This window comes from Ancylobacter crimeensis, from assembly GCF_023016805.1.
GTDB lineage: Bacteria > Pseudomonadota > Alphaproteobacteria > Rhizobiales > Xanthobacteraceae > Ancylobacter > Ancylobacter crimeensis.
Map to the genome: position 1 here is coordinate 362,323 of NZ_JALKCH010000002.1, position 20,039 is coordinate 382,361.

The following is a 20,039-nucleotide window of genomic DNA, read 5'->3' on the forward strand; positions in this document are numbered from 1 at the left end:
CGTATCGGAGCCGCCAGATGACCTCGTCCACGCCGAAGCTCTCCCCCGCCGACATCGCCGCGCTGAAGGCCGACACCCGGCTCGTCCATGGCGGTATCCTGCGCTCGCCCTATGGCGAGACCGCCGAGGCGATGTATCTCACCCAGGGCTATGTCTACGACACTGCGGAGCAGGCCGAGGCACGCTTCAAGGGCGACGATCCGGGCTTCATCTACACCCGCTATTCCAACCCCACCGTCGCGATGTTCGAGACCCGCCTCGCCCTGCTGGAAGGCGCGGAGGTTGCGCGCGCCACCGCGTCCGGCATGGCGGCGGTCACTGCGGCGCTGCTCTGCCAGGTCAAGGCGGGCGACCATGTGGTGGCGGCGCGCGCGCTGTTCGGTTCCTGCCGCTATGTGATCGAGGAACTGCTGCCGCGCTTCGGGGTCAGCTCGACGCTGGTGGACGGCACCGATCTTGCGGCCTGGAAGGCGGCGGTGCGGCCCGAGACCAAGGTGTTCTTCCTCGAAAGCCCCACCAATCCGACGCTGGAGATCGTCGACATCGCCGGCGTCGCCGCCATCGCGAAGCAGGCGGGCGCGCTGCTGGTGGTGGACAATGTCTTCGCCACGCCGATGCTGCAGAGCCCGCTCGCGCTCGGTGCCGACATCGTCGTCTATTCCGCCACCAAGCACATAGACGGTCAGGGCCGCTGCCTGTGCGGGGTGGTGCTGTGCTCGGAGAAGTTCCTCGCCGATCACCTGCAGACCTTCCTTCGCCAGACCGGCCCCTCGGCCTCGCCCTTCAATGCCTGGGTGATGCTCAAGGGCCTCGAGACCCTGCCGCTGCGCATCGAGCGGATGCAGGCGAGCGCAGTGCGGATCGCCGACGAACTGGCCAGCATGGCGGGCGTAACCAAGGTGATCTACCCCTTCCGCGAAGACCACCCGCAGGCGGCGCTGGCGCGTCGGCAGATGAGCGGCGGCGGCACGCTCGTCACCTTCGAGGTCGAGGGCGGCAAGGCGGGCGCGTTCCGCTTCCTCAACGGGCTGCGCATCGCGCGGATCTCCAACAATCTGGGCGACGCCAAGAGCCTCGTCACCCACCCGGCGACCACCACTCACCAGCGCTTCACCCCGGAAGCCAGGACCGAGATGGGCATCAGCGACGGCATGGTGCGGCTGTCGGTCGGGCTGGAGCATGTGGACGACCTGCTGGCCGACCTTTCGGGCGCGCTGAAGGGTCTCTGATCGTCCCGTGTGGCGGCGGATGGTGCGCCGTCCGCCGCCACATGATCCACAGCCCCGCCGCACGCGGCCGGGCGCCGCCTTGCCGTCGACGGGCAAAAGCCGTTCACTCAAGGTGACCGCATGCGAAGGAGGCGTCGATGTACCGGGCGACGACACGAGGCGTTCAGGTGACCGTGACGCCGCATTTCTCGGCCGAGCGTTCCGACCCCGAACGCGGGCAGTTCTTCTGGGCCTACACCATCGAGATCCTCAATCTCGGCGCCGAAACCGTGCAGCTCAAGACCCGGCACTGGATCATCACCGACGGTCTCGGCCGGGTGCAGGAGGTGCGCGGGGCGGGCGTCGTCGGCGAGCAGCCGGTGCTGCCGCCGGGGGCCCATTTCGAATATACCAGCGGCGTGCCGCTGCCGACGCCGACCGGCATCATGGAAGGCAGCTACGAGCTGGTTACGCCTGCGGGCGACAGCTTCGCCGCCGAGGTGCCGGCCTTCTCGCTCGACCTGCCGGACGCGACCCGCGTGCTGAACTGAGCGCCGTCGGCTTCAGCCGGCAGCGCCTGCCCGCTTTCGGCGGCACGCCATTGCCGCTATCCTGCCCCCGTCAACCCCGCCGTGCGGTGTCGTAGCTCGTGATCGACCTTCGCCCGATCGCCGCCGTGCTCGGCGTTCTCCTCGCCATTCTCGGCACCACGATGATGATTCCGGCCCTCGTCGATCTCATTGCGGGGCGGGGAGATTACCTCGTCTATGTCGGGGCGGCGGCGGTGACGGTGTTCGTCGGCCTGTCGCTCTGGCTCGCCGGCCGCTCGGGCGAGGTGGAGAAGCTCGACCGCCGGCAGGCCTTCCTGCTGACCGCGGCGACCTGGGTGGTGGCGTCGGCCTTCGCCGCCATCCCGTTCATGTGGTCGGAGGCGCATCTCTCCTTCACCGACGCCTATTTCGAGGCGATGTCCGGCCTCACTACCACCGGCGCGACGGTGCTGGACCATCTCGACACCCGCCCGCCGGGCCTGCTCATCTGGCGCGCCTTCCTGCACTGGTATGGCGGCATCGGGATCATCGTGCTGGCCATTGCCTTCCTGCCCATGCTGCAGATCGGCGGGATGCAGCTCTTCCGGGCGGAGTCCTCCGACAAGTCGGAGAAGCTGCTGCCCCGCGCGGCGCAGATGGCGAAGGGCATTCTCGGCAGCTACCTCATCCTGACGCTCGCCTGCACCGTTGCCTACAAGCTCGCCGGCATGAGCGCCTTCGATGCGGTGGCGCACGCGATGTCCACCATCTCGACGGGCGGCTTTTCCACCCATGACGCCTCCATCGGCTATTTCCACAGTGCGGCCGTTGACTACGTCGCCATCGTCTTCATGATCGCCGGCTCGCTGCCCTTCGTGCTGTATGTGCGCGTGCTGGCGGGCGATTTCAGCCGGCTCGTGGCCAATGCCGAGGTGCGGATCTTCCTCGGCATCGTCGTGGTCTTCACCTTGCTGAGCATGGTCGAGCTGGTGCGCGCCGACATCGCCGGCGGCGAGACCGCGCTGCGCTATGCCTTGTTCAACGTGGTGTCGATCCTGTCCACCTGCGGCTTCGTTACGGTCGATTTCACCCGTTGGGGTCCGCCTACCGACACGCTCTATTTCCTGCTCCTCTTCATCGGCGGCTGCACCGGCTCCACCACCGGCGGCCTGAAGGTGTTCCGCCTCGCCATCGCCGGCTCCGCGCTGGTGCAGCACCTCAAGCGCATCGTTTATCCGCGTGGCGTCTTCCCGGTGCGCTATGGCGGGGCGCCGATACCGGACGAGGTGGTGTCCTCGGTCCTGTCCTTCATCTTCCTGTATCTCGCCTGCTTCGGCGCGATTGCCATCGCCATCAACATGGCCGGCTTCGATCTCACAACCGCGCTGTCGGCGTCGATCACCGCGGTGGCGAATGTCGGACCCGGCATCGGTGAGGTGGTGGGTCCGGCGGTGAACTTTGCCGCGCTGCCGGACGGCGTGGTGTGGCTGCTGTCCGGCGGCATGCTGCTCGGCCGCCTCGAGCTCTTCACCGTGCTGGTGCTGCTGTTGCCGCGCTTCTGGATAAAGTGATCGGCGTTGGACGCGTGTGCGCCGCACACTTATGCTCTGCGCGAGATTCTGAGGAGCGCTCATGCTGGCCGGCCGCACCACCACCGAGGAACTTCTGGCCCATCTGGTCGGGTTCGACACCACCAGCCGGAATTCGAATCTCGGGCTCATCGACTTCGTGAAGACCTACCTTGCCGCCTACGGCATCGAGAGCGTGCTGGTACCGGAGGAAACCGGGCAGAAGGCCAGCCTGTTCGCCACGATCGGCCCGGCCGGCGTCGGCGGCGTGTGCCTCTCCGGCCATTCCGACGTGGTGCCGGTGGATGGCCAGCCCTGGTCGACCGATCCCTTCGTGCTCACCGAGACCGACGGTCGGCTCTATGGCCGCGGTAGCTGCGACATGAAGGGCTTCCTCGCCACCTGCCTGGCGCTGGTGCCGGAGATGACGGCGCGCCCGCTCGCCATCCCGATCCACCTGCTCGTCTCCTATGACGAGGAGGTCGGCTGCACCGGCGTGGTGCCGGCGGTGCGCCGGCTGGGCGTTGACCTGCCGCTGCCGCGCGCCTGCATCGTCGGCGAACCCACCAACATGAAGGTGGTGGATGCCCACAAGTCCGGCGTCGCCTATGTCACCACCGTGACCGGGCGCGAGGCCCATTCCTCCATGCCGCAGCTCGGCGCCAACGCCATTTTCGCGGCGGCCGAACTGGTGGGCGAGCTCGACCGCGCCCGGGTGGAACTGATCGCGGCGGGCGATGCCAGCGGGCGGTTCGATCCGCCGAACACAACCGTCCAGGTCACGGTGATCGAGGGCGGCACCGCCGGCAACATCGTGCCGCGCACCTGCGCGTTGCGCTGGAACGTGCGCGGCCTGCCGGATTTCGACGAGGCGGCATTGCTCGCCCGCTTCGAGGGCTTCGTCAACGACACCGTGCTGCCCCGGCTGCGCGAGACCGCGCCCGAGGCAGCCGTCGACACCCGCTTCATTTACCGCGTGCCTCCGCTCGCCCCGCAGCCCGGCTCCTATGCCGAGACGCTGGCGCTGCGCCTTGCCGGCCAGAACGACACCCACACCGTCGCCTATGGCACGGAGGGCGGCCATTTCCAGGCGATGGGCATTCCGACCGTGGTGTGCGGGCCCGGGTCGATCGATCAGGCGCACAAGCCGGACGAGTTCATCGAGATTTCGGAGCTGCGGGCCTGCGAGCGCTTTCTGCGTGGGCTGGTGGAGGAATGCGCGGCCTGATCTCCTCATTTCGCGCGAAGGTCATTCAGGAAATCCGCCTCTCGTCAAAGTCTCCCGGATCTGCTCCCCTTCGAGCAACTACAAAAATGTAGAGGGAGAACGCCAATGGGGCCCAAGCCTTTTGCCCGCGGAGGCCCTGTCGCCCGCGGAGGCCCTGCCGCCGATGCAGGACGGGTGTCAGCCTGTCCCGAGGACGAAAATCTCGGCATCGCGGCCAACCTGCTCTATGGCCTGCAGCATGTGCTGACCATGTATGGCGGCATCGTCGCCGTGCCGCTCATCATCGGACAGGGTGCCGGCCTCTCGGCCGATGAAATCGGCATCCTGATCACCGCCTCGCTGTTCGCCGGAGGCCTCGCCACCATCCTGCAGACCATGGGCGTGCCCTTCTTCGGTTGCCGGCTTCCGCTCGTCCAGGGCGTGTCCTTCGCCGGCGTCGCCACCATGCTGGCCATCATCGGCAGCAATGGACGGGCTGGGCTGCCCGCGGTGATGGGCGGCGTGATGGGCGCCTCGCTGCTGGGACTCCTGATCACGCCGGTCTTCTCGCGGGTGATCCGCTTCTTTCCGCCGCTGGTGACCGGGATCGTCATCACCACGATCGGCTTCTCGCTGATCCCGGTGGCGGCGCGCTGGGCCATGGGCGGCAATCCCGCGGCGCCCGATTTCGGCAGCCTGTCCAATATCGGCCTTGCAGCCCTCACGCTCGCCATCGTGCTGCTGCTGAGCAAGCTGGGCAGTGCGGCGGTGTCGCGCCTGTCCATCCTGCTCGCGATGGTCATCGGCACGGCGGTCGCGTTCGCGCTCGGCATGGCCGATTTTTCCAAGGCCACGGCGGCGCCCGCCTTCGCACTGCCCAGCCTGTTTCATTTCGGCTGGCCGGTCTTCGACATCGCCGCCGTCCTGTCGATGTTCATCGTCATCCTCGTGACGCTGGTGGAAACCTCGGCGGACATCCTTGCCGTCGGCGAGATCATCGGCACGCGGATCGACGAGCGCCGTCTGGGGAACGGGCTGCGGGCGGACATGCTGTCCAGCATCGTCGCCCCGGTCTTCGGCTCGTTCACCCAGAGCGCCTTCGCCCAGAATGTCGGCCTGATCGCGGTGACGGGCATCAAGAGCCGCTATGTGGTGGCGATGGCGGGGGTCATTCTCGTGGCGCTGGGCCTGCTGCCGGTCATAGGCCGGGTGGTCGCCGCAGTGCCGCCGCCGGTGCTGGGCGGGGCCGGCCTCGTGCTGTTCGGGACGGTGGCGGCCAGCGGCATCCGCTCGCTCGCCAAGGTCGATTATGTGAACAACATGAATCTTGTGATCATGGCGACCTCATTGAGTGTCGGCATGATCCCGATCGTCGCGCCGCACTTCTACGAGCATTTCCCGAGCTGGTTCGTCACCATCTTCCATTCGGGCATCAGCTCGGCGGCGCTGACGGCGGTGAGCCTGAACCTGCTGTTCAACCATTTCACCGCCGGCAATTCCGACCAGCAATCGGTGTTCGTGGCGGGCACCGAGCGGATCCTGCGCTATCAGGATGTCTCGATGCTGCATGATGGCGATTATTTCCTCGGCGGCCGGCTGTACGACGCCGCCGGCAACGAGGTAAAGATCGCCGCCGACCACCATTGAGGAGCGTCGCGCGCGGGCGCCCCTGTTACGAGGCGTTCGCGACCTCGGACGCCTCGAAGGCGTAGCTGCGCCCGCAGAACTCGCAGGTCACCTTCACCTTGCCGTCTTCCACCAGGCCGGCGCGCTCGTCCGGGCCGAAGCTCATCAGCACGTTCATCACCCGCTCGCGCGAGCAGGAGCAGCGCGCCACGATCGTTTCGGCGTCGAACACCCGTACCCCGCGCTCGTGGAAGAGGCGGAACAGCAGGCGCTCGCTGGAGAGGTCGGCGTCGACGAGCTCGATGTCCTCCACCGTGCCGACCAGCGACTGCGCCTCGACCCAGGCGTCGTCCTCGTCGACGACCGGAACCGGCGTGCCTTCCGGCGCATCGCCGGGATCGAGGTCGGGGGTGGCGATGCGCCCGCCTTCGGTCGGCAGGAACTGCACCATCAGACCGCCGGCGCGCCAGGACGAGGCCTCTCCGCCGGGGCGCACATCCTCGGCGACGGTGAGGCGGATGCGGGTCGGGATCTGCTCGGACTGACGGAAATACTGGTGCGCCGCGTCTTCCAGCCCACCGCCTTCCAGCGCCACCACGCCCTGATAGGGACGCACGGTCAGGCCCTGGTCGATGGTGAGCGCGAGGTGGCCGTGACCCAGCAGCGCGCCGCTTCGGGCGGGGCCGCTCGTCGTCGCCTCCGCGAGGCCCGCCTCGTCGTAGCGGGCATAGGCGCGCACGCTGTCGGGCGCCATGAAATCGACGACCAGCAGGTCCACCGGCCCGTCGGTGCGGGTCTGGAGGATGAAGCGGCCTTCGATCTTCAGCGTCGAGCCGAGCAGTACCGTCAGCGCCACGGCCTCGCCGAGCAGGCGCTTCACCGGGGCCGGATATTGATGATGGGCCAGAACGGCGTCGAGGCTCGGGCCCAGCCGCACGATGCGGCCGCGCACGTCCAGCCCGTCGACATGGAAGGGGGTCACCCGGTCGTCGATCGCCTCGGCGCTGGGTGTGCGGGTGGGGGATGCGGGATGGGATGATGTCATGTGAACTCCGACCGCGCATATAGGAAGGCCGCGGCCCTCCCGCGAGAGGGTCGGGGCAATTGTCGTCCGGCTTGCGTCACCCGCCCCGGGGGCGGGACGCAGGCTTGGGCGCCGGCACTCAGGCGCCCGCATTCTCCAGGCACCAGGCCAGGATGCCCTTCTGGGCATGGAGGCGGTTCTCCGCCTCGTCGAACACGACGGATTGCGGGCCGTCCATCACCTCGTCGGTGACCTCCTCGCCGCGATGGGCCGGCAGGCAGTGCATGAACAGCGCGCCCGGATTGGCGCGCTTCATCAGCGCGCCGTTCACCTGGAAGGGGCGCAGCAGGTTGTGCCGGCGCTCGGCCTCGGCGTCGCCCATCGACACCCAGGTGTCGGTCACGATGCAGTCCGCGCCTTCCGCCGCCGCCTCGGCACTGTTGCCGAAGGTGACCCTGGCCCCGTTCTCGCGCACCCAGTCCAGCAGCGAAGGGCGCGGCGCCAGTTCCGGCGGGGTGGCGACGTTGAGCGCGAAGTCGAAGCGCTGCGCCGCATGCACCCAGGAGGCGAGCACATTGTTGGAATCGCCGGTCCAGGCCACGGTACGCCCTCCGATCGGCCCCTTGTGCTCCTCGAAGGTCATCACATCCGCCATGATCTGGCAGGGGTGGGACTCGCGGGTCAGTCCGTTGATCACCGGCACGTCGGCATGCTCGGCCAGCTCGGTCAGCGCGCGATGGTCGAGGATGCGGATCATAATGGCGTCGACATAGCGCGAAAGCACCCGCGCGGTGTCGGCGATGGTCTCGCCGCGGCCGAGCTGCATCTCGGTGCCGGTCAGCATGATGGTTTCGCCGCCGAGCTGGCGCATGGCGACGTCGAAGGAGATGCGGGTACGGGTCGAGGGCTGGTCGAACACCATGGCCAGCACCTTGCCGGCGAAGGGCTTGGCGCTCGCCACCGCTTTGCGGCGGCTCTTCAGGTCCTTGGACAGCTCGATCAGCTTGCGCAGCTCGCTCGCCGGCAGCCGGTCGAGGTCGAGGAAATGCTTCACCGGCGCATTCATGCGGCGGCTCCTTCGCTGGTCGCGGCCTTCAGCCGGGCCTCGATCTTCGTGCAGGCCGCGTCGATGCCCGCGAAGGCGGCGTCGATCTCCGCTTCGCCGATGATGAGCGGGGGCAGCAGGCGCACCACATTGTCCGACGCGCCGACCGAAAGCACGTGCTCCTCGCGCATCGCGGCGATGAGGTCGGTATTGGGAACGACCGTGCGCAGGCCGAGCAGCAGGCCCTCGCCGCGCACCTCGGCGATGACCGAGGGGTGGCGGTCCTGCAGTTCCGCGAGGCGCTGGCGCAGCCGGCCGGAGACCTGCTGCACGCGCGCGATGAAGCCCTCTTCGGTCACCACGTCCAGCACCGCATTGGCGACTGCCATGGCGAGCGGATTGCCGCCATAGGTCGAGCCGTGGGTGCCGACCGTCATGCCCTTCGCCGCCGCTTCGGTGGCGAGGCAGGCGCCGACCGGGAAGCCGCCGCCGATGCCCTTGGCGACCGCCATGATGTCCGGCGTGATGCCTGCCCATTCATGGGCGAACAGCTTGCCGGTGCGCCCGACGCCGCACTGCACCTCGTCGAGGATCAGCAGCAGCCCGTTCTCGTCGCACAGCGCGCGCAGTTCGCGCAGGAAGGCCGGGGAGGCCCCGCGCACGCCGCCTTCGCCCTGCACCGGCTCGATGAGGATGGCGCCGGTCTCCGGCCCGATGGCGGCCTTCACCGCGGCGATGTCGCCGAACGGCACATGGTCGAAGCCGGGCATGGAGGGGCCGAAGCCTTCCATGTATTTCGGGTTGCCGGCGGCGGCGATGGTCGCCAGCGTGCGGCCGTGGAAGGCGCCGTTGAAGGCGATGATGCGGGTGCGCTCCGGCGTGCCGGTCACGTAGTGGTAGCGGCGCGCCATCTTGATGGAGCATTCCAGCGCCTCGGCGCCGGAATTGGTGAAGAACACGGTGTCCGCGAAGGTGGCCGCGATCAGCCGCTCGGCGAGACGCTCGCCGCCCTCGATGCGAAAGACGTTGGACAGGTGCCACAGCTTGCCGGCCTGCTCGGTGAGAGCGGCGACGAGATGGGGATGGGCATGGCCGAGCACATTCACCGCGATGCCGGCGGTGAAGTCGAGATATCGGTCCCCGTCCTTCGTGATCAGCCATGCGCCTTCGCCGCGCTCGAAGACGAGATTCACGCGGTTGTAGGTCGGGAGGATGGGATCGATCACGCGCCCCTCCATTCTTTCTCGCAGGGTCTGCGGCATCTGCCCGGCCGGGGCCGGGGCGGGGGTCCAAAACAAAACATGCCGCCCTGCGGGGGCGGCAACGGATGGCGCGGATTTTAGCGAACCACGCCCGCGGGTCAACCATCCGCGAAGGCGCGCCGGTTTCCAAGGAACGGCGCGCGAGGACAAAAGGATCGCGCGCGCAAGATCATCAGGTGGTATTACCGTCCCCGGTGTTGCCGCACGGACTCTCAACTGGGGAAAACGATCGTTTCGGCTCCGGGAGCACTTCGCGGGAGTCGATGCATATTGTAGCCTCCCCGTCGTCAGATACGACATCTCGTGCGGCGGTAATATCCCCTAGTGGCGGCGTCAACCCGGCCAGCTTCTTGCTTTGGCCGGTCGGCGGGGGATTCTGTCGCTGCCGGTGACCGCGAAGGAGGCACAGCGATGAACTGGACGGACGAGCGGGTCGAGCTGCTGAAACGCCTTTGGGCCGAAGGCCTGTCCGCGAGCCAGATCGCGGCGGAGCTGGGCGGGGTCACCCGCAATGCCGTGATCGGCAAGGTTCATCGCCTTGGATTGTCCGGCCGCGCCAAGACCGTGGCCGCCCCGGCGCCGCGCCCGCGCAAGGCCCGGCCCACCGTATCCGCGCCGCTGCGGCCGCGTCCGATGGTGCAGGGCAATGTTGCCCTCGCAGTCGCGCCCGAGATGGACGAGGCCGAGCCCGAGGTGGCCGAGGAGCCGGTCGCCAATGTCGTGCCGATGGGGCAGGGCTGCACCATCCTCGACCTCACCGAATTTTCCTGCCGCTGGCCGGTGGGCGACCCCGGCAAGGCGGATTTCCATTATTGCGGCTCGCGCACCATGACCGGGCTGCCTTATTGCTCCTATCACGCCCGCATCGCCTACCAGCCGGTGCAGGATCGCCGCCGCGACCGTCGCGCGGTGCGCATCTGACGCGCCGTCCGTGCCGCATCGGACCGGTCGCGCGCGGCGCATTCCGGTGGCATGATCGGGCGCTCATGGGAGGGTGCCCGCCGCATGCTGTTCCGACCCGGCCGTCCTGCCGCGCGACCGAACCCTTCGCCTGACGTGCTGGCGCCCGTCGTCCTCAGCATTGGCGGGCGCGACGTGACCGTGACGCTGCGGCGCAATCCGCGGGCGCTGCGCTATACGCTGCGGGTGCGCGCGGTCGAGCGCGACGTGGTGCTGACCGTTCCCCCGCGCGGCTCGGTGATCGAGGCCCACGCCTTCGCCCATCGCTACCGGGACTGGATCGCGACACGGCTCGCCCGCCTGCCGGATCGCGTGCTGCTTCAGCCGGGCGCCCGCATCCCCCTGCGCGGGGTCGAGCATCACATCGTCCATCGCCCCCATCTGCGCGGCACGGTCTGGATCGAGGCCGGGGAGGATGGACCGCTGCTTTGCGTTGCGGGGGAGGCGCCGCATGTGGCGCGACGCGTAGGGGATTTCCTCAAGCGCGAGGCCAAGGCCGACCTCACCATAGCCTCGCGTCGCCACGCCGCGGCACTGGAGGTTGCGATCGGCCGCATCACTCTGCGCGACACCGCCAGCCGCTGGGGCTCCTGTTCGTCGAGCGGGGCGCTGTCCTATTCCTGGCGGCTGATCCTTGCCCCGCCGCATGTGCTGGACTACCTCGCCGCCCATGAGGTCGCTCATCGCCGCGAGATGAACCACGGTCCGCGCTTCTGGGCCACGGTGAAGAGGCTTTGTCCCGGCTATGAGCGGGCGGAGGCGTGGCTGCGCAGCCATGGCGCCAGTCTGCACCGTTATGGCGAACGTGCCGCGCGCTGAAGGTCGCACGCTCAGGATTTGCCGAACAGCTTGTCCATCAGCCAGTCGTCGAGGCCGGGGGAGGGCGCCGCCGCGGGTGTGCTGCGTCCCGCTCCCACCGTGCCGGGCGGCAGCGGGTAGCTTCCTTGTGCCGGCGCCGGGCCGCCGGTGAAGGCCGGCTCGTCGGGCGCCTCGCCCGGCGCGCGTTCGGCCACGGCGGTGCCATAGGCGGAGGTGCCGGGCAGCACCACGGGCGGCAGGCCTTCATGAGCGGTCTTCATCACCCGGCTCCAGATATCGACCGGCAGTGTCCCCCCGCTCGCCTTCTTCGTCGGTGAGGCGTCGTCATTGCCGAGCCAGACGCCGGCGATGTAGCGCCCGCTATAGCCGACAAACCAGGCGTCGCGCCAATCCTGGCTGGTGCCGGTCTTGCCGGCGATCGGCCAGCCCGGCAGGTCCGCCCGCTTGGCGGTGCCGCTGATGACGGTTTCCTGCAACATGTGGTTCATCATCGCCAGATGGGGCGGCGCGACCACCTGCTGGCTGCCGGCGGGGGCGGCATAGGCATAGAGCACCTTGCCTTTGCTATCCTTCACCTGCTGGATGACGTGGGGCGTGACCGAGGTGCCTCCATCGGCGAAAGGTGCGTAGGCCCCCACGAGCTCCAGCAGAGAAACCTCGGACGTGCCGAGCGCAATGGAAGGGTTGGGGTCGAGCTTGGAAGCGATGCCCAGCCGCTGCGCGGTCTTCACCACCTCCGCCGGCCCGACCTCCAGCGCCAGCCGCACCGCTACCGTGTTCAGCGAGAGCGAAAGCGCGGTGGTCAGCGAGACCGGCCCGCGATATTCGCGGGAATAATTCTCCGGCTTCCACCCCTTGAGGTTGACCGGGGCGTCCTCACGGATGCTGTCGGGCGTCAGGCCACGTTCCAGCGCGGCGAGATAGACGAACGCCTTGAAGGCAGAGCCGGGCTGGCGCTTCGCGGTGATCGCGCGGTTGAACTGGCTCTCCTCATAGGAGCGTCCGCCCACCAGCGCCCGCACCCCGCCTGTCATGTCCATCACCACCACGGCGCCCTGTTCGACGCCGTATTTGCCGCCGCTCTTCGCCAGCACGTCGGCAAGGCCTTTCTCGGCACTCGCCTGCACGGCGCGGTCGAGCGTGGTCTGCACCACGGCGTCGTGCTCGACCGGGCCGAGCAGCCGGCCGAGTTCGTCCATCACCCAGTCGGCGGCATAGCCGGCGAAGGTGGAGCTGGCGGTCTTGGCGACCGTGGCGGGCCTGGCGAGCGCGGTCTTCTGGGCCTCGGCGGTGATGAAGCCGGCCTCGCGCATCGCGGCCAGCACGATCTCGGCACGGTCCTGCGCGCCCTTGAGGTTGCGCGTCGGGGCAAGGGTGGAGGGCGACTTCACGAGGCCGGCCAGCATGGCGGCTTCCGCGAGCGTCACCTGTTTCGCCGGCTTGCCGAAATAGCGCTGCGCCGCAGCCTCGACGCCATAGGCGCCGGCGCCGAAATAGACCCGGTTGATGTAGAGTTCGAGAATCTCGTTCTTGCTGTATTTCCGTTCCAGCCAGATCGCGAGGATCGCCTCCTGGATCTTGCGGGAGAGGGTGCGTTCCTGCGTGAGGAACAGGTTCTTGGCAAGCTGCTGGGTCAGCGTCGAGCCGCCTTCGCGCAAGCGGCCGGAGGTGAGATTGGTCACCATCGCGCGGGCGAGGCCAAGCGGATCGACGCCGAAATGGCCGTAGAAGCGCCGGTCCTCGATGGCGACGAAGGCCTGCGGCAGATAGGCCGGCAACGCCTTGATCGGCACCGCCGCGCCGCGCATGTCGCCGCGCGTCGCGATGGTCGAGCCGTCGGCGGCGAGGATCGTGACGGTGGGCGGGCGCTCGGGAATGGCGAGGTTCTGGATCGGAGGAAGCTGCGTCACCTCATAGGCGACGAGCCCGGCGGCGCCGATGCCACCCCAGATCGCTAGCACGACGAGCCAGTAGAACAGCCGGCCGACGCCGAACCTGCGGCGCGCACGGGACGCACCGCGCCCCTGGCGTCGGTTCGGGCTTTTGCGGCGCGCGGGAATAAGGTCGTCCTCCGCCTCGTCGAAATGGTCGGAAAAGGCCTCCCCGCCGGCGTTCCGGGAGAAGCGCGATCCGCCTGAGGGCCCGGCAGCGCGGTCCTCCGGCGAGAGGCGGAGGCCGGACATCGGCGTCGTGTCGAGCACCGGCTCGCGCCGTTCTCTCCCCTGCCGTCTGCCTGCCATTCCACCATCCCATTCCACGCCGCGCGGGTAAACGAACCCTAAACCGCGCCGTTTAAAGCGCGGTTAAACGTGGGGAATGCGGCACCGCCGCGACGTCATCGGGTAAATCCCGCGGCATGGCGGACAGGGGAAGGTTCAGCCCGCCTTTGCGCTCTCCGCCTCGTCCTCGGCGTCGAGCACATGCAGCAGCGCCCGGCGGATCGCCGAATGGCGCGCGGCCCCGACGATCTTCGCCCCCATCAGGTCGGTGACGTAGAACACGTCGACCGCCCGCTCGCCGAAGGTCGCGACATGGGCGGAGGCAATGTTGAGGTTGAGGCGCGAGAGCGTCTGCGTGAGGCCGTAGAGCAGGCCGGGCCGGTCGAGGCCGGACACCTCGATCACCGTATGGCGGTTCGACCAGGCGTTGTTGAGCGTCACCTCCGGTTCCACCGTGAAGGCGCGCGGCCGCTTCGGCAGGCGGCGGGCGACCACCTCGGGCAGCTTGATCTCGCCGGAGAGCGATTTCTCGATCGAGGCGGAGATGCGCTCGGCACGCCGGATCTCGTCGGCGTCCTGATCGAAGGAGCGGGTCAGCGAGATGGTGTCGAGCGCGCGCCCGTCGGTGGTGGTGGTGATCTGGGCGTCCACGATGTTCGCCCCGGCCGCCGCACAGGCGCCGGCGATGACGGCGAGCAGCTTGGGATGATCGGGCGCGAGGACGGTCAATTCGGTCACACCACGCGCCTGATCGGTCTGACTGGTCGTCGCGAGGGCACGCCCTTCGGCCTCCGCTTCGAGGATGAAACGGGCGTGATCGAGCTTATGGTCGAGGTCGACGCGCAGCCAGTAGGACGGGTAGTGCAAGGCCATGTAGCGCTCGAGCGGCGCCTCGTCCCAACCGCTGATCGCGCCGCGGAATTCGCGTTGCGCCCGTGCCACCCGCTGGTTGCGGTTGCTCTCGGAGAACCCGCCGGTGATGACCGGTTCGGTCTCGTGGTAAAGCGTGCGCAGGAGCTGGGACTTCCAGTTGTTCCACACGCCCGGCCCGACGGCGCGGATATCCGCCGTTGTCAGGATCAGCAGAAGCTTCATCCGCTCCAGATTCTGCACCACGGCGGCGAAATTCTCGATGGTCTTGCGGTCGGACAAATCGCGCGACTGTGCGATGGTCGACATGGTGAGATGCTGCTCGATGAGCCACGCAACCGTGTCGGTATCGGCATGGGAAAGCCCGAAACGCGGGCACAGCCGCCGCGCCACCTTCGCGCCGGCGATGGAGTGATCCTCCGGCCGGCCTTTGGCGATGTCGTGCAGAAACACCGCGACATAGAGCAATTGCCGGTTCTTGATCTGCCCCATCAATTCAATGGCGAGCCCAAGCTCGGGCCGGTCGCCACGCTCGATCTCGGTGAGGGTGCCGATGGAGCGGATGAGATGCTCGTCCACCGTGTAGGAGTGATACATGTTGAACTGCATCATCGCGACGACCTTGCCGAACTCGGGCACGAAGCGCCCGAGCACGCCGGTCTCGTTCATCCGCCGCAGCACGATCTCCGGCGTCTTGCGCGAGCACAGGACCTCGAGGAAGAGCTTGTTGGCCTCGGCATCCTCCCGCACCTTCTGATCGATCAGCTTCAGCGAGCGTGTCGCTAGCCGGATCGCGTCGGGGTGGAAGGCGAGCTCGTGCCGGTCCGCCAGGTGGAACAAGCGGATGAGGTTGACCGGGTCGCGGTTATAGGCCTCGGGATCGGCGATGTTGATGCGGTCATGGTCGACGATGAAGTCGCGGCTCTCCTTCAGCGTGCGGCGCGGCGAAGAGCGCAGCCGCGCGATCATCCGGTTGAGCCGCGGCACCGGCTTGTCGTGCCGTTCTTCCAGCGCCGCTGAGACGATGGCGGTGAGATCGCCGACATCCTTCGCGACGAGGAAATAGTGCTTCATGAAGCGCTCGACGTCGCGCAGGCCGGGATGCGCGGTATAGCCGAGCCGCTCCGCCATGTCGCGCTGGACGTCGAAGGACAGGCGTTCCTCGGCCTTGCCGGCGAGAAAATGGAGATGACAGCGCACCGACCAGAGAAAATCCTCGCAGCGCCGGAAAATGACCGACTCTTCGGCGGTGAACACGCCCTTTGCCACGAGTTCGCGGGTCTCGCGCACGCGATAGACATATTTTGCAATCCAGAACAGCGTGTGCAGGTCGCGAAGGCCGCCCTTTCCATCCTTCACATTCGGCTCGACGACATAGCGCGACTGGCCGCCCCGCTTGAGCCGCTCCTCGCGCTCGGCGAGCTTGGCGGCGACGAATTCGACCGCCGTGCCCTCAACCACTTCCTTGTCGAAGCGGCGGGTCAGTTCATCGTAGAGCGAGCCCGTGCCGACCACACGGCGGGCCTCAAGCAGCGAGGTGCGGATCGTCATGTCCGCCCGGGCCTGGCGGATGCACTCATCCACGGAGCGCGTGGCGTGGCCGACCTTGAGACCCATGTCCCAGAGCACATAGAGCATGGCCTCGGCGACGCTCTCGCCCCACGCCGTCTGCTTGTAGGGCAGGAGGAACAGGATGTCGGTGTCGGAGCCGGGCGCCATGAGGCCGCGGCCATAGCCGCCGATGGCGATGATCTCCATGCGCTCGGCGGTGGAGGGATTATCGACCGGATAGAGCACGCTCACGACCATCTCATGGACAAGCGCGATGATCTCGTCATGAAGCCGGGACAGGCGCTCGGCGCAGCGGCGGCCGGAGCCGTCTTCCATGAGCCAGCGTTCCGCAACCTTCTGGCCATCCTGGTAGATGCCCTTCAAGTACTTTGCCGCCCGGGTGCGCAGGCTGATGCCGCCGCCCACCGGGTGAGCCAGATAGTCCTCGCCCATGATCCGCAACTGGGCCCTGACGGCGTCTATGTCGAACAGTTCGCGAAAGGGATGGTCGGAACGGCGGCGGCGGCGAATGTCGGTCATGAGCGGGTCCGGTCGCGGCAATCCTCCCGATGTATCCGATCCTGTCGCTTCCGTCATGTGGCGCCTCGATTCTTCCGCGGACACATGCCATGCAAAAATGCCCGGCCAAAGAGGCCGGGCATTTCTTCTTGGTGGTCGTCGGTGGCGTCTACTGGGTCTTGGTTTCGCCGCTCGCCGCGCGTGCCTGCGCGAGGTTCTTGAATTCCGGCGCCTGATTCAGCTCTTCCTTGGTGAGGGAGACCACAATCTTTTGGCCGCCATCGGTAGGGGCCATGGTCAGGGAATCGAAGGAGACGGCAACGGGTTTTGCACCAATGCCGAGGAACCCACCGACATCGATCACCGCAGCCACCGCCCGACCGTCTTTCTCCATCACGAGATCACTGATCGAGCCAAGCTTCTCGTCATTGGACGTGACGACGGCGGTGCCGATCAGTTCGCTGCCCAGCCATTGGTCCGGAGCCTGCTGGCTTACGAACCTGGCCGTGGTGGGAGCGACCGTGGCGCTGGTGCCCGGCGCAGGGGCCGTCGGCATGGCTTCGGGCGGAGCGGTGGTCGACGGGTTTTCGGGCGCCACCACGGTCGGCGGCGTGGCCGGGGCCGGAGCGGCACTATGGGCCAAGGCGACGGCCGGGCTGAGGGCCAGAGCCGCTACGGCGGTCATGGTCACGAGCTTATTGGTCATCAGTCATCTCCCAGTTTCATTGATCCGTTTCGTCGGCATGGCAGCCGATCATGAAAGACCAACGCCTCGGAGATGATGATGTTCCCTAACGTTATTTCATCGACATGCGTCAGAGAGAGGCAACACAGACGGTCAGTTCCTCCGTCGCACTGTTGGTACGCAGCGCACCGATGGAGGACAGGCAGCCGCGCGGTAGCGCATTGGTCCGCTCCCGCATTGGAGCGCTTCCCGTTGCTTTCTGGGCGACGACACTCTTCGACACGATGGATGTCTGGGCGCTGGCGATCTCCGAGACGAGGGAGGCCGAGGTGCCGGGGACATGCGGCAGCGCAAGACGATCCGTCTTTCCGGCGTGGTTCACTTCATTGATGGCCGGGCGCGTGACGACGATGCGTGGCATCTCCGCCGAACTGGTGGTCGCTGCAACCGCGCCGAGACCCGAAGCGACGAGGAGGAGGGGAACGGCTACGACAGCCATGCGCGCCGTACCCGAATGGCGGCGCAGAACGGCAGAACGGGGGGAAACGCGCAGCATGGAAGTCTCTCCCTTTCGGACCGCCGCACGTCACGTGGCTTCGCACGCGGCGCATTCATGATGCGCCGCCGGATAGCGGACGTTGGACCGGTTGAGATGTGGTGGGGCGCACGAGCTTCAGCGACCCGATCGCACCTTTAACCTTCAAGGAAAGGTTAAGTTCCACCGTCGAAAACGCAGCAATTTCCGGTACGATGAGAGGTGTGCCGTAAGCAGGTGTCAGCGCGACGGGGTGAGGTGCTGTTGCGGCACGACGACGTGGCAGGCGACGCCGTCGAGGGCGAAGTCAAGCGTTACCTCGCCGTCGAGAGCCCGCGAAAGATTCCGCTCGATGACAAGGGAGCCGAAGCCGCGACCTTCGGGAGCGCGAACGGGCGGCCCGCCCTTTTCGACCCAGCTGAGGTCGATGCCGCCTCCATCTGCGAGCGGCCGGTGCTCCCACCGGATCTCGACATGGCCGCCGGGGACGGACAGTGCTCCATATTTCGCGGCGTTTGTGGACAGTTCGTGCAGGGCAAGGCCAAGATTTTGAGCGGCTTCCGGCTTCAGCATGAGGTCCGGCCCCTCGATCGTCACCTGGCTGCCGTCCTTGTTGAGGTGATGGCCGAGCTGCGAGCGTACCATCTCGGTGAGTGAGGCACCGTGCCAGCTCTCCTGCACAAGCAGGTCGTGCGAGCGCGCCAGCGCCTGAAGTCGTGCGCTGAACTGCTCGACGAAATCATCCGTGGTGCCGGCGTGGCGTGCGGTCTGCCGGGCCATGGCCTGGATGACCGCGAGCAGGTTCTTCGAGCGATGGGTCAGCTCGCGCATCAGCAGGCGTAGATGCCGTTCATTTTCCTTGCGGTCGGTCACATCAACCGCAGCACCAGTGAGGCCGACCGTGGCACCGTTGAGATCGCGCAGGGGCTCGATATGGACGTCGTACCAGCGCTTGCCGTCGGCCTCGTCGACCTCCACCTCGCCTTTGCGGGTCTCGTTGGTGGTGAGAGCTTCGCGCTTGAGCTCGTCGAGCGGTTTTGCATAGGCGGCATCGAGGACGTCGATGTCGGTTGACCCCAAGACCTTTTCGATGGGAAGGCCGAAGATCGGTTTGCTCACCGAGGTGTAGTGCAGGTCCTTGTCCTGCGTGAAGATTGCGACATTGGAGCCTCGCAACGCCATCTCGTAACGTTGCAGAGCGCTCGCAAGTTCGAGGGTCAATCGCCGTTGTTCGCTCGCGACGGTGTCCGGCAGAGGCAGCTTTACGAGAGATTCGAAATGCGTCCACAGCACGATTGCGATGGACACCATGAGAACGGAGCCCACCAGCCGCACAGTGCTCTGCAGTCCCGCCACCACGCCGCTGTCGCCGAGCGATACCAGCACGGACAGGATTCCGAGGGTGAGGGCGAGGGCGGCAAACAACAGGGCCAGCCAGCGGGCGCGGGCCGGCAGGTTTCGGCGGATCCGGGTGAAGCGGAGAAGCCCGATGGAAATGGCAAGCGACGCGGCAGCGGTTATGAGCCGCGCCGCGTCATCTAGGTGGTTCAGTAGCCAGCCCATGCCCGGGACGCTCACGCGGTCGCGCGCTGCTCCCGGGGGCGTGCCTTGCGTTCGAAGAACAGCGCCTGGCTGATCACCGCCGCGACGGTGGAGGGCTGGAACGGCTTGGCAATGAGGAAGGCCGGCTCGGGGCGCACGCCTGTAAGGAAGCGCTCGGGATAGGCCGTGATGAAGATGACCGGCACTTCCACGCTCTCGATGAGTTCATTCACCGCATCCAGACCGGACGAGCCGTCGGCGAGCTGGATATCCGCCAGCACCAGGCCGGGCGTGCGCCGGCGGGCCAGAGCGACCGCTTCCGAATGTGTGCGGGCGATCCCGGTGACGCGATGGCCGAGGCTTTCCACCAGGCCTTCGAGGTCCAGTGCGATGAAAGGCTCGTCTTCGATGATGAGCACATCGGTCGCGATCTCGGCGGCAAGTTCGCGTCCGGCATCCTCGACCAGACCCCGCAGCCGCGGAACGTCGATATCCAGCACGGTGGCGGCGTCCTGCTCGTCGAAACCCTCGAGAGACACCAGAAGGAACGCCTGGCGCACCAGCGGCGTTATGTGACCGAGCCGCTGCTCACCCCTCACGGCGGGCGCGGCCGGATCGACTTCGTTATTGATGGCGACAGAATTCCAGAGCCGGGTCAGCAGTCGATACAGGGAAACCCGCGTATCGACATTGCGGTCGAGGGAGTCCGGTTCGGCAATAAGGGCTTCGAGCAGCGCAGTGACATAGGCGTCGCCGGCCGATTGGCTGCCGCATAAGGCACGGGCATAGCGACGAAGAAAAGGCAGGTATTGCGCGACCAGCTGCGATGTGCTCACAGACGTCTCCCCGATAGGTCGAAGGCTTAACGG

Annotated in this window: 16 protein-coding genes; 7 read left to right on the forward strand and 9 right to left on the reverse strand. The window is 67.2% G+C overall.

What is annotated here, in order from left to right; genetic code table 11:
* Nucleotides 1-17: 17 nt before the first annotated feature.
* The 5 genes from MWN34_RS03740 to MWN34_RS03760 all read left to right on the forward strand — a co-directional run bounded on the left by MWN34_RS03740 (nt 18) and on the right by MWN34_RS03760 (nt 6,160).
* Nucleotides 18-1,229, forward strand: coding sequence for an O-succinylhomoserine sulfhydrylase (locus MWN34_RS03740; RefSeq protein WP_247026653.1), 1,212 nt, complete (start codon nt 18-20; stop codon nt 1,227-1,229).
* 137 nt (nt 1,230-1,366) lie between these two features.
* On the forward strand, nt 1,367-1,759 hold the full coding sequence (gene apaG, locus MWN34_RS03745) for a Co2+/Mg2+ efflux protein ApaG (protein ID WP_247026655.1): 393 nt from the start codon (nt 1,367-1,369) through the stop codon (nt 1,757-1,759).
* A gap of 98 nt (nt 1,760-1,857) precedes the next feature.
* Entirely contained in the window at nt 1,858-3,309 is a 1,452-nt protein-coding gene (locus tag MWN34_RS03750) for a TrkH family potassium uptake protein (RefSeq protein ID WP_247026657.1), read from the forward strand.
* 61 nt (nt 3,310-3,370) lie between these two features.
* Nucleotides 3,371-4,534, forward strand: coding sequence for an acetylornithine deacetylase (argE, locus tag MWN34_RS03755; RefSeq protein ID WP_247026659.1), 1,164 nt, complete (start codon nt 3,371-3,373; stop codon nt 4,532-4,534).
* 174 nt (nt 4,535-4,708) lie between these two features.
* Complete coding sequence (locus MWN34_RS03760) at nt 4,709-6,160, forward strand: nucleobase:cation symporter-2 family protein (protein WP_247026661.1); 1,452 nt, start codon at nt 4,709-4,711, stop codon at nt 6,158-6,160.
* A gap of 25 nt (nt 6,161-6,185) precedes the next feature.
* Here the strand turns inward: MWN34_RS03760 and MWN34_RS03765 are convergent, their stop codons facing one another.
* The 3 genes from MWN34_RS03765 to MWN34_RS03775 all read right to left on the reverse strand — a co-directional run bounded on the left by MWN34_RS03765 (nt 6,186) and on the right by MWN34_RS03775 (nt 9,434).
* The gene (locus MWN34_RS03765; RefSeq protein WP_247026662.1) at nt 6,186-7,184 is read right to left on the reverse strand and encodes an Hsp33 family molecular chaperone; all 999 of its coding nucleotides are present in this window, start codon (nt 7,182-7,184) and stop codon (nt 6,186-6,188) included.
* Nucleotides 7,185-7,302: 118 nt separating this feature from the next.
* Nucleotides 7,303-8,229 carry an ornithine carbamoyltransferase gene (argF, locus tag MWN34_RS03770; protein ID WP_247026664.1) on the reverse strand — a complete coding sequence of 309 codons (927 nt, stop codon included), beginning with the start codon at nt 8,227-8,229 and terminating at the stop codon, nt 7,303-7,305.
* Nucleotides 8,226-9,434, reverse strand: a complete 1,209-nt coding sequence (locus tag MWN34_RS03775) for an aspartate aminotransferase family protein (protein ID WP_247026666.1) — start codon at nt 9,432-9,434, stop codon at nt 8,226-8,228. The genes argF and MWN34_RS03775 overlap by 4 nt, the downstream gene beginning before the upstream one ends.
* 447 nt (nt 9,435-9,881) lie before the next feature.
* Here MWN34_RS03775 and MWN34_RS03780 point away from each other — a divergent pair, with 447 nt between their 5' ends.
* On the forward strand, nt 9,882-10,391 hold the full coding sequence (locus MWN34_RS03780; protein WP_247026668.1) for a GcrA family cell cycle regulator: 510 nt from the start codon (nt 9,882-9,884) through the stop codon (nt 10,389-10,391).
* Nucleotides 10,392-10,475: 84 nt separating this feature from the next.
* The gene (locus tag MWN34_RS03785) at nt 10,476-11,249 is read left to right on the forward strand and encodes a M48 family metallopeptidase (RefSeq protein ID WP_247026669.1); all 774 of its coding nucleotides are present in this window, start codon (nt 10,476-10,478) and stop codon (nt 11,247-11,249) included.
* 11 nt (nt 11,250-11,260) lie between these two features.
* Here the strand turns inward: MWN34_RS03785 and MWN34_RS03790 are convergent, their stop codons facing one another.
* The 6 genes from MWN34_RS03790 to MWN34_RS03815 form a co-directional block, all read right to left on the reverse strand.
* A complete protein-coding gene (locus MWN34_RS03790; protein WP_247026677.1) occupies nt 11,261-13,489 on the reverse strand; it encodes a transglycosylase domain-containing protein in 2,229 nt (742 codons plus the stop codon).
* Between the two features lie 135 nt (nt 13,490-13,624).
* On the reverse strand, nt 13,625-16,429 hold the full coding sequence (locus MWN34_RS03795) for a [protein-PII] uridylyltransferase (RefSeq protein ID WP_247026679.1): 2,805 nt from the start codon (nt 16,427-16,429) through the stop codon (nt 13,625-13,627).
* A gap of 148 nt (nt 16,430-16,577) precedes the next feature.
* Nucleotides 16,578-17,114 (reverse strand): PRC-barrel domain-containing protein, encoded by a 537-nt coding sequence (locus MWN34_RS03800; RefSeq protein ID WP_247026681.1) that lies wholly within the window; start codon nt 17,112-17,114, stop codon nt 16,578-16,580.
* Between the two features lie 109 nt (nt 17,115-17,223).
* Complete coding sequence (locus MWN34_RS03805; RefSeq protein WP_247026682.1) at nt 17,224-17,592, reverse strand: hypothetical protein; 369 nt, start codon at nt 17,590-17,592, stop codon at nt 17,224-17,226.
* Nucleotides 17,593-17,868: 276 nt separating this feature from the next.
* Entirely contained in the window at nt 17,869-19,206 is a 1,338-nt protein-coding gene (locus MWN34_RS03810; protein ID WP_247026684.1) for a sensor histidine kinase, read from the reverse strand.
* On the reverse strand, nt 19,203-20,006 hold the full coding sequence (locus tag MWN34_RS03815) for a response regulator (protein WP_247026686.1): 804 nt from the start codon (nt 20,004-20,006) through the stop codon (nt 19,203-19,205). Before MWN34_RS03815 ends, MWN34_RS03810 begins: the two co-directional genes overlap by 4 nt.
* Between the last annotated feature and the right edge of the window lie 33 nt (nt 20,007-20,039).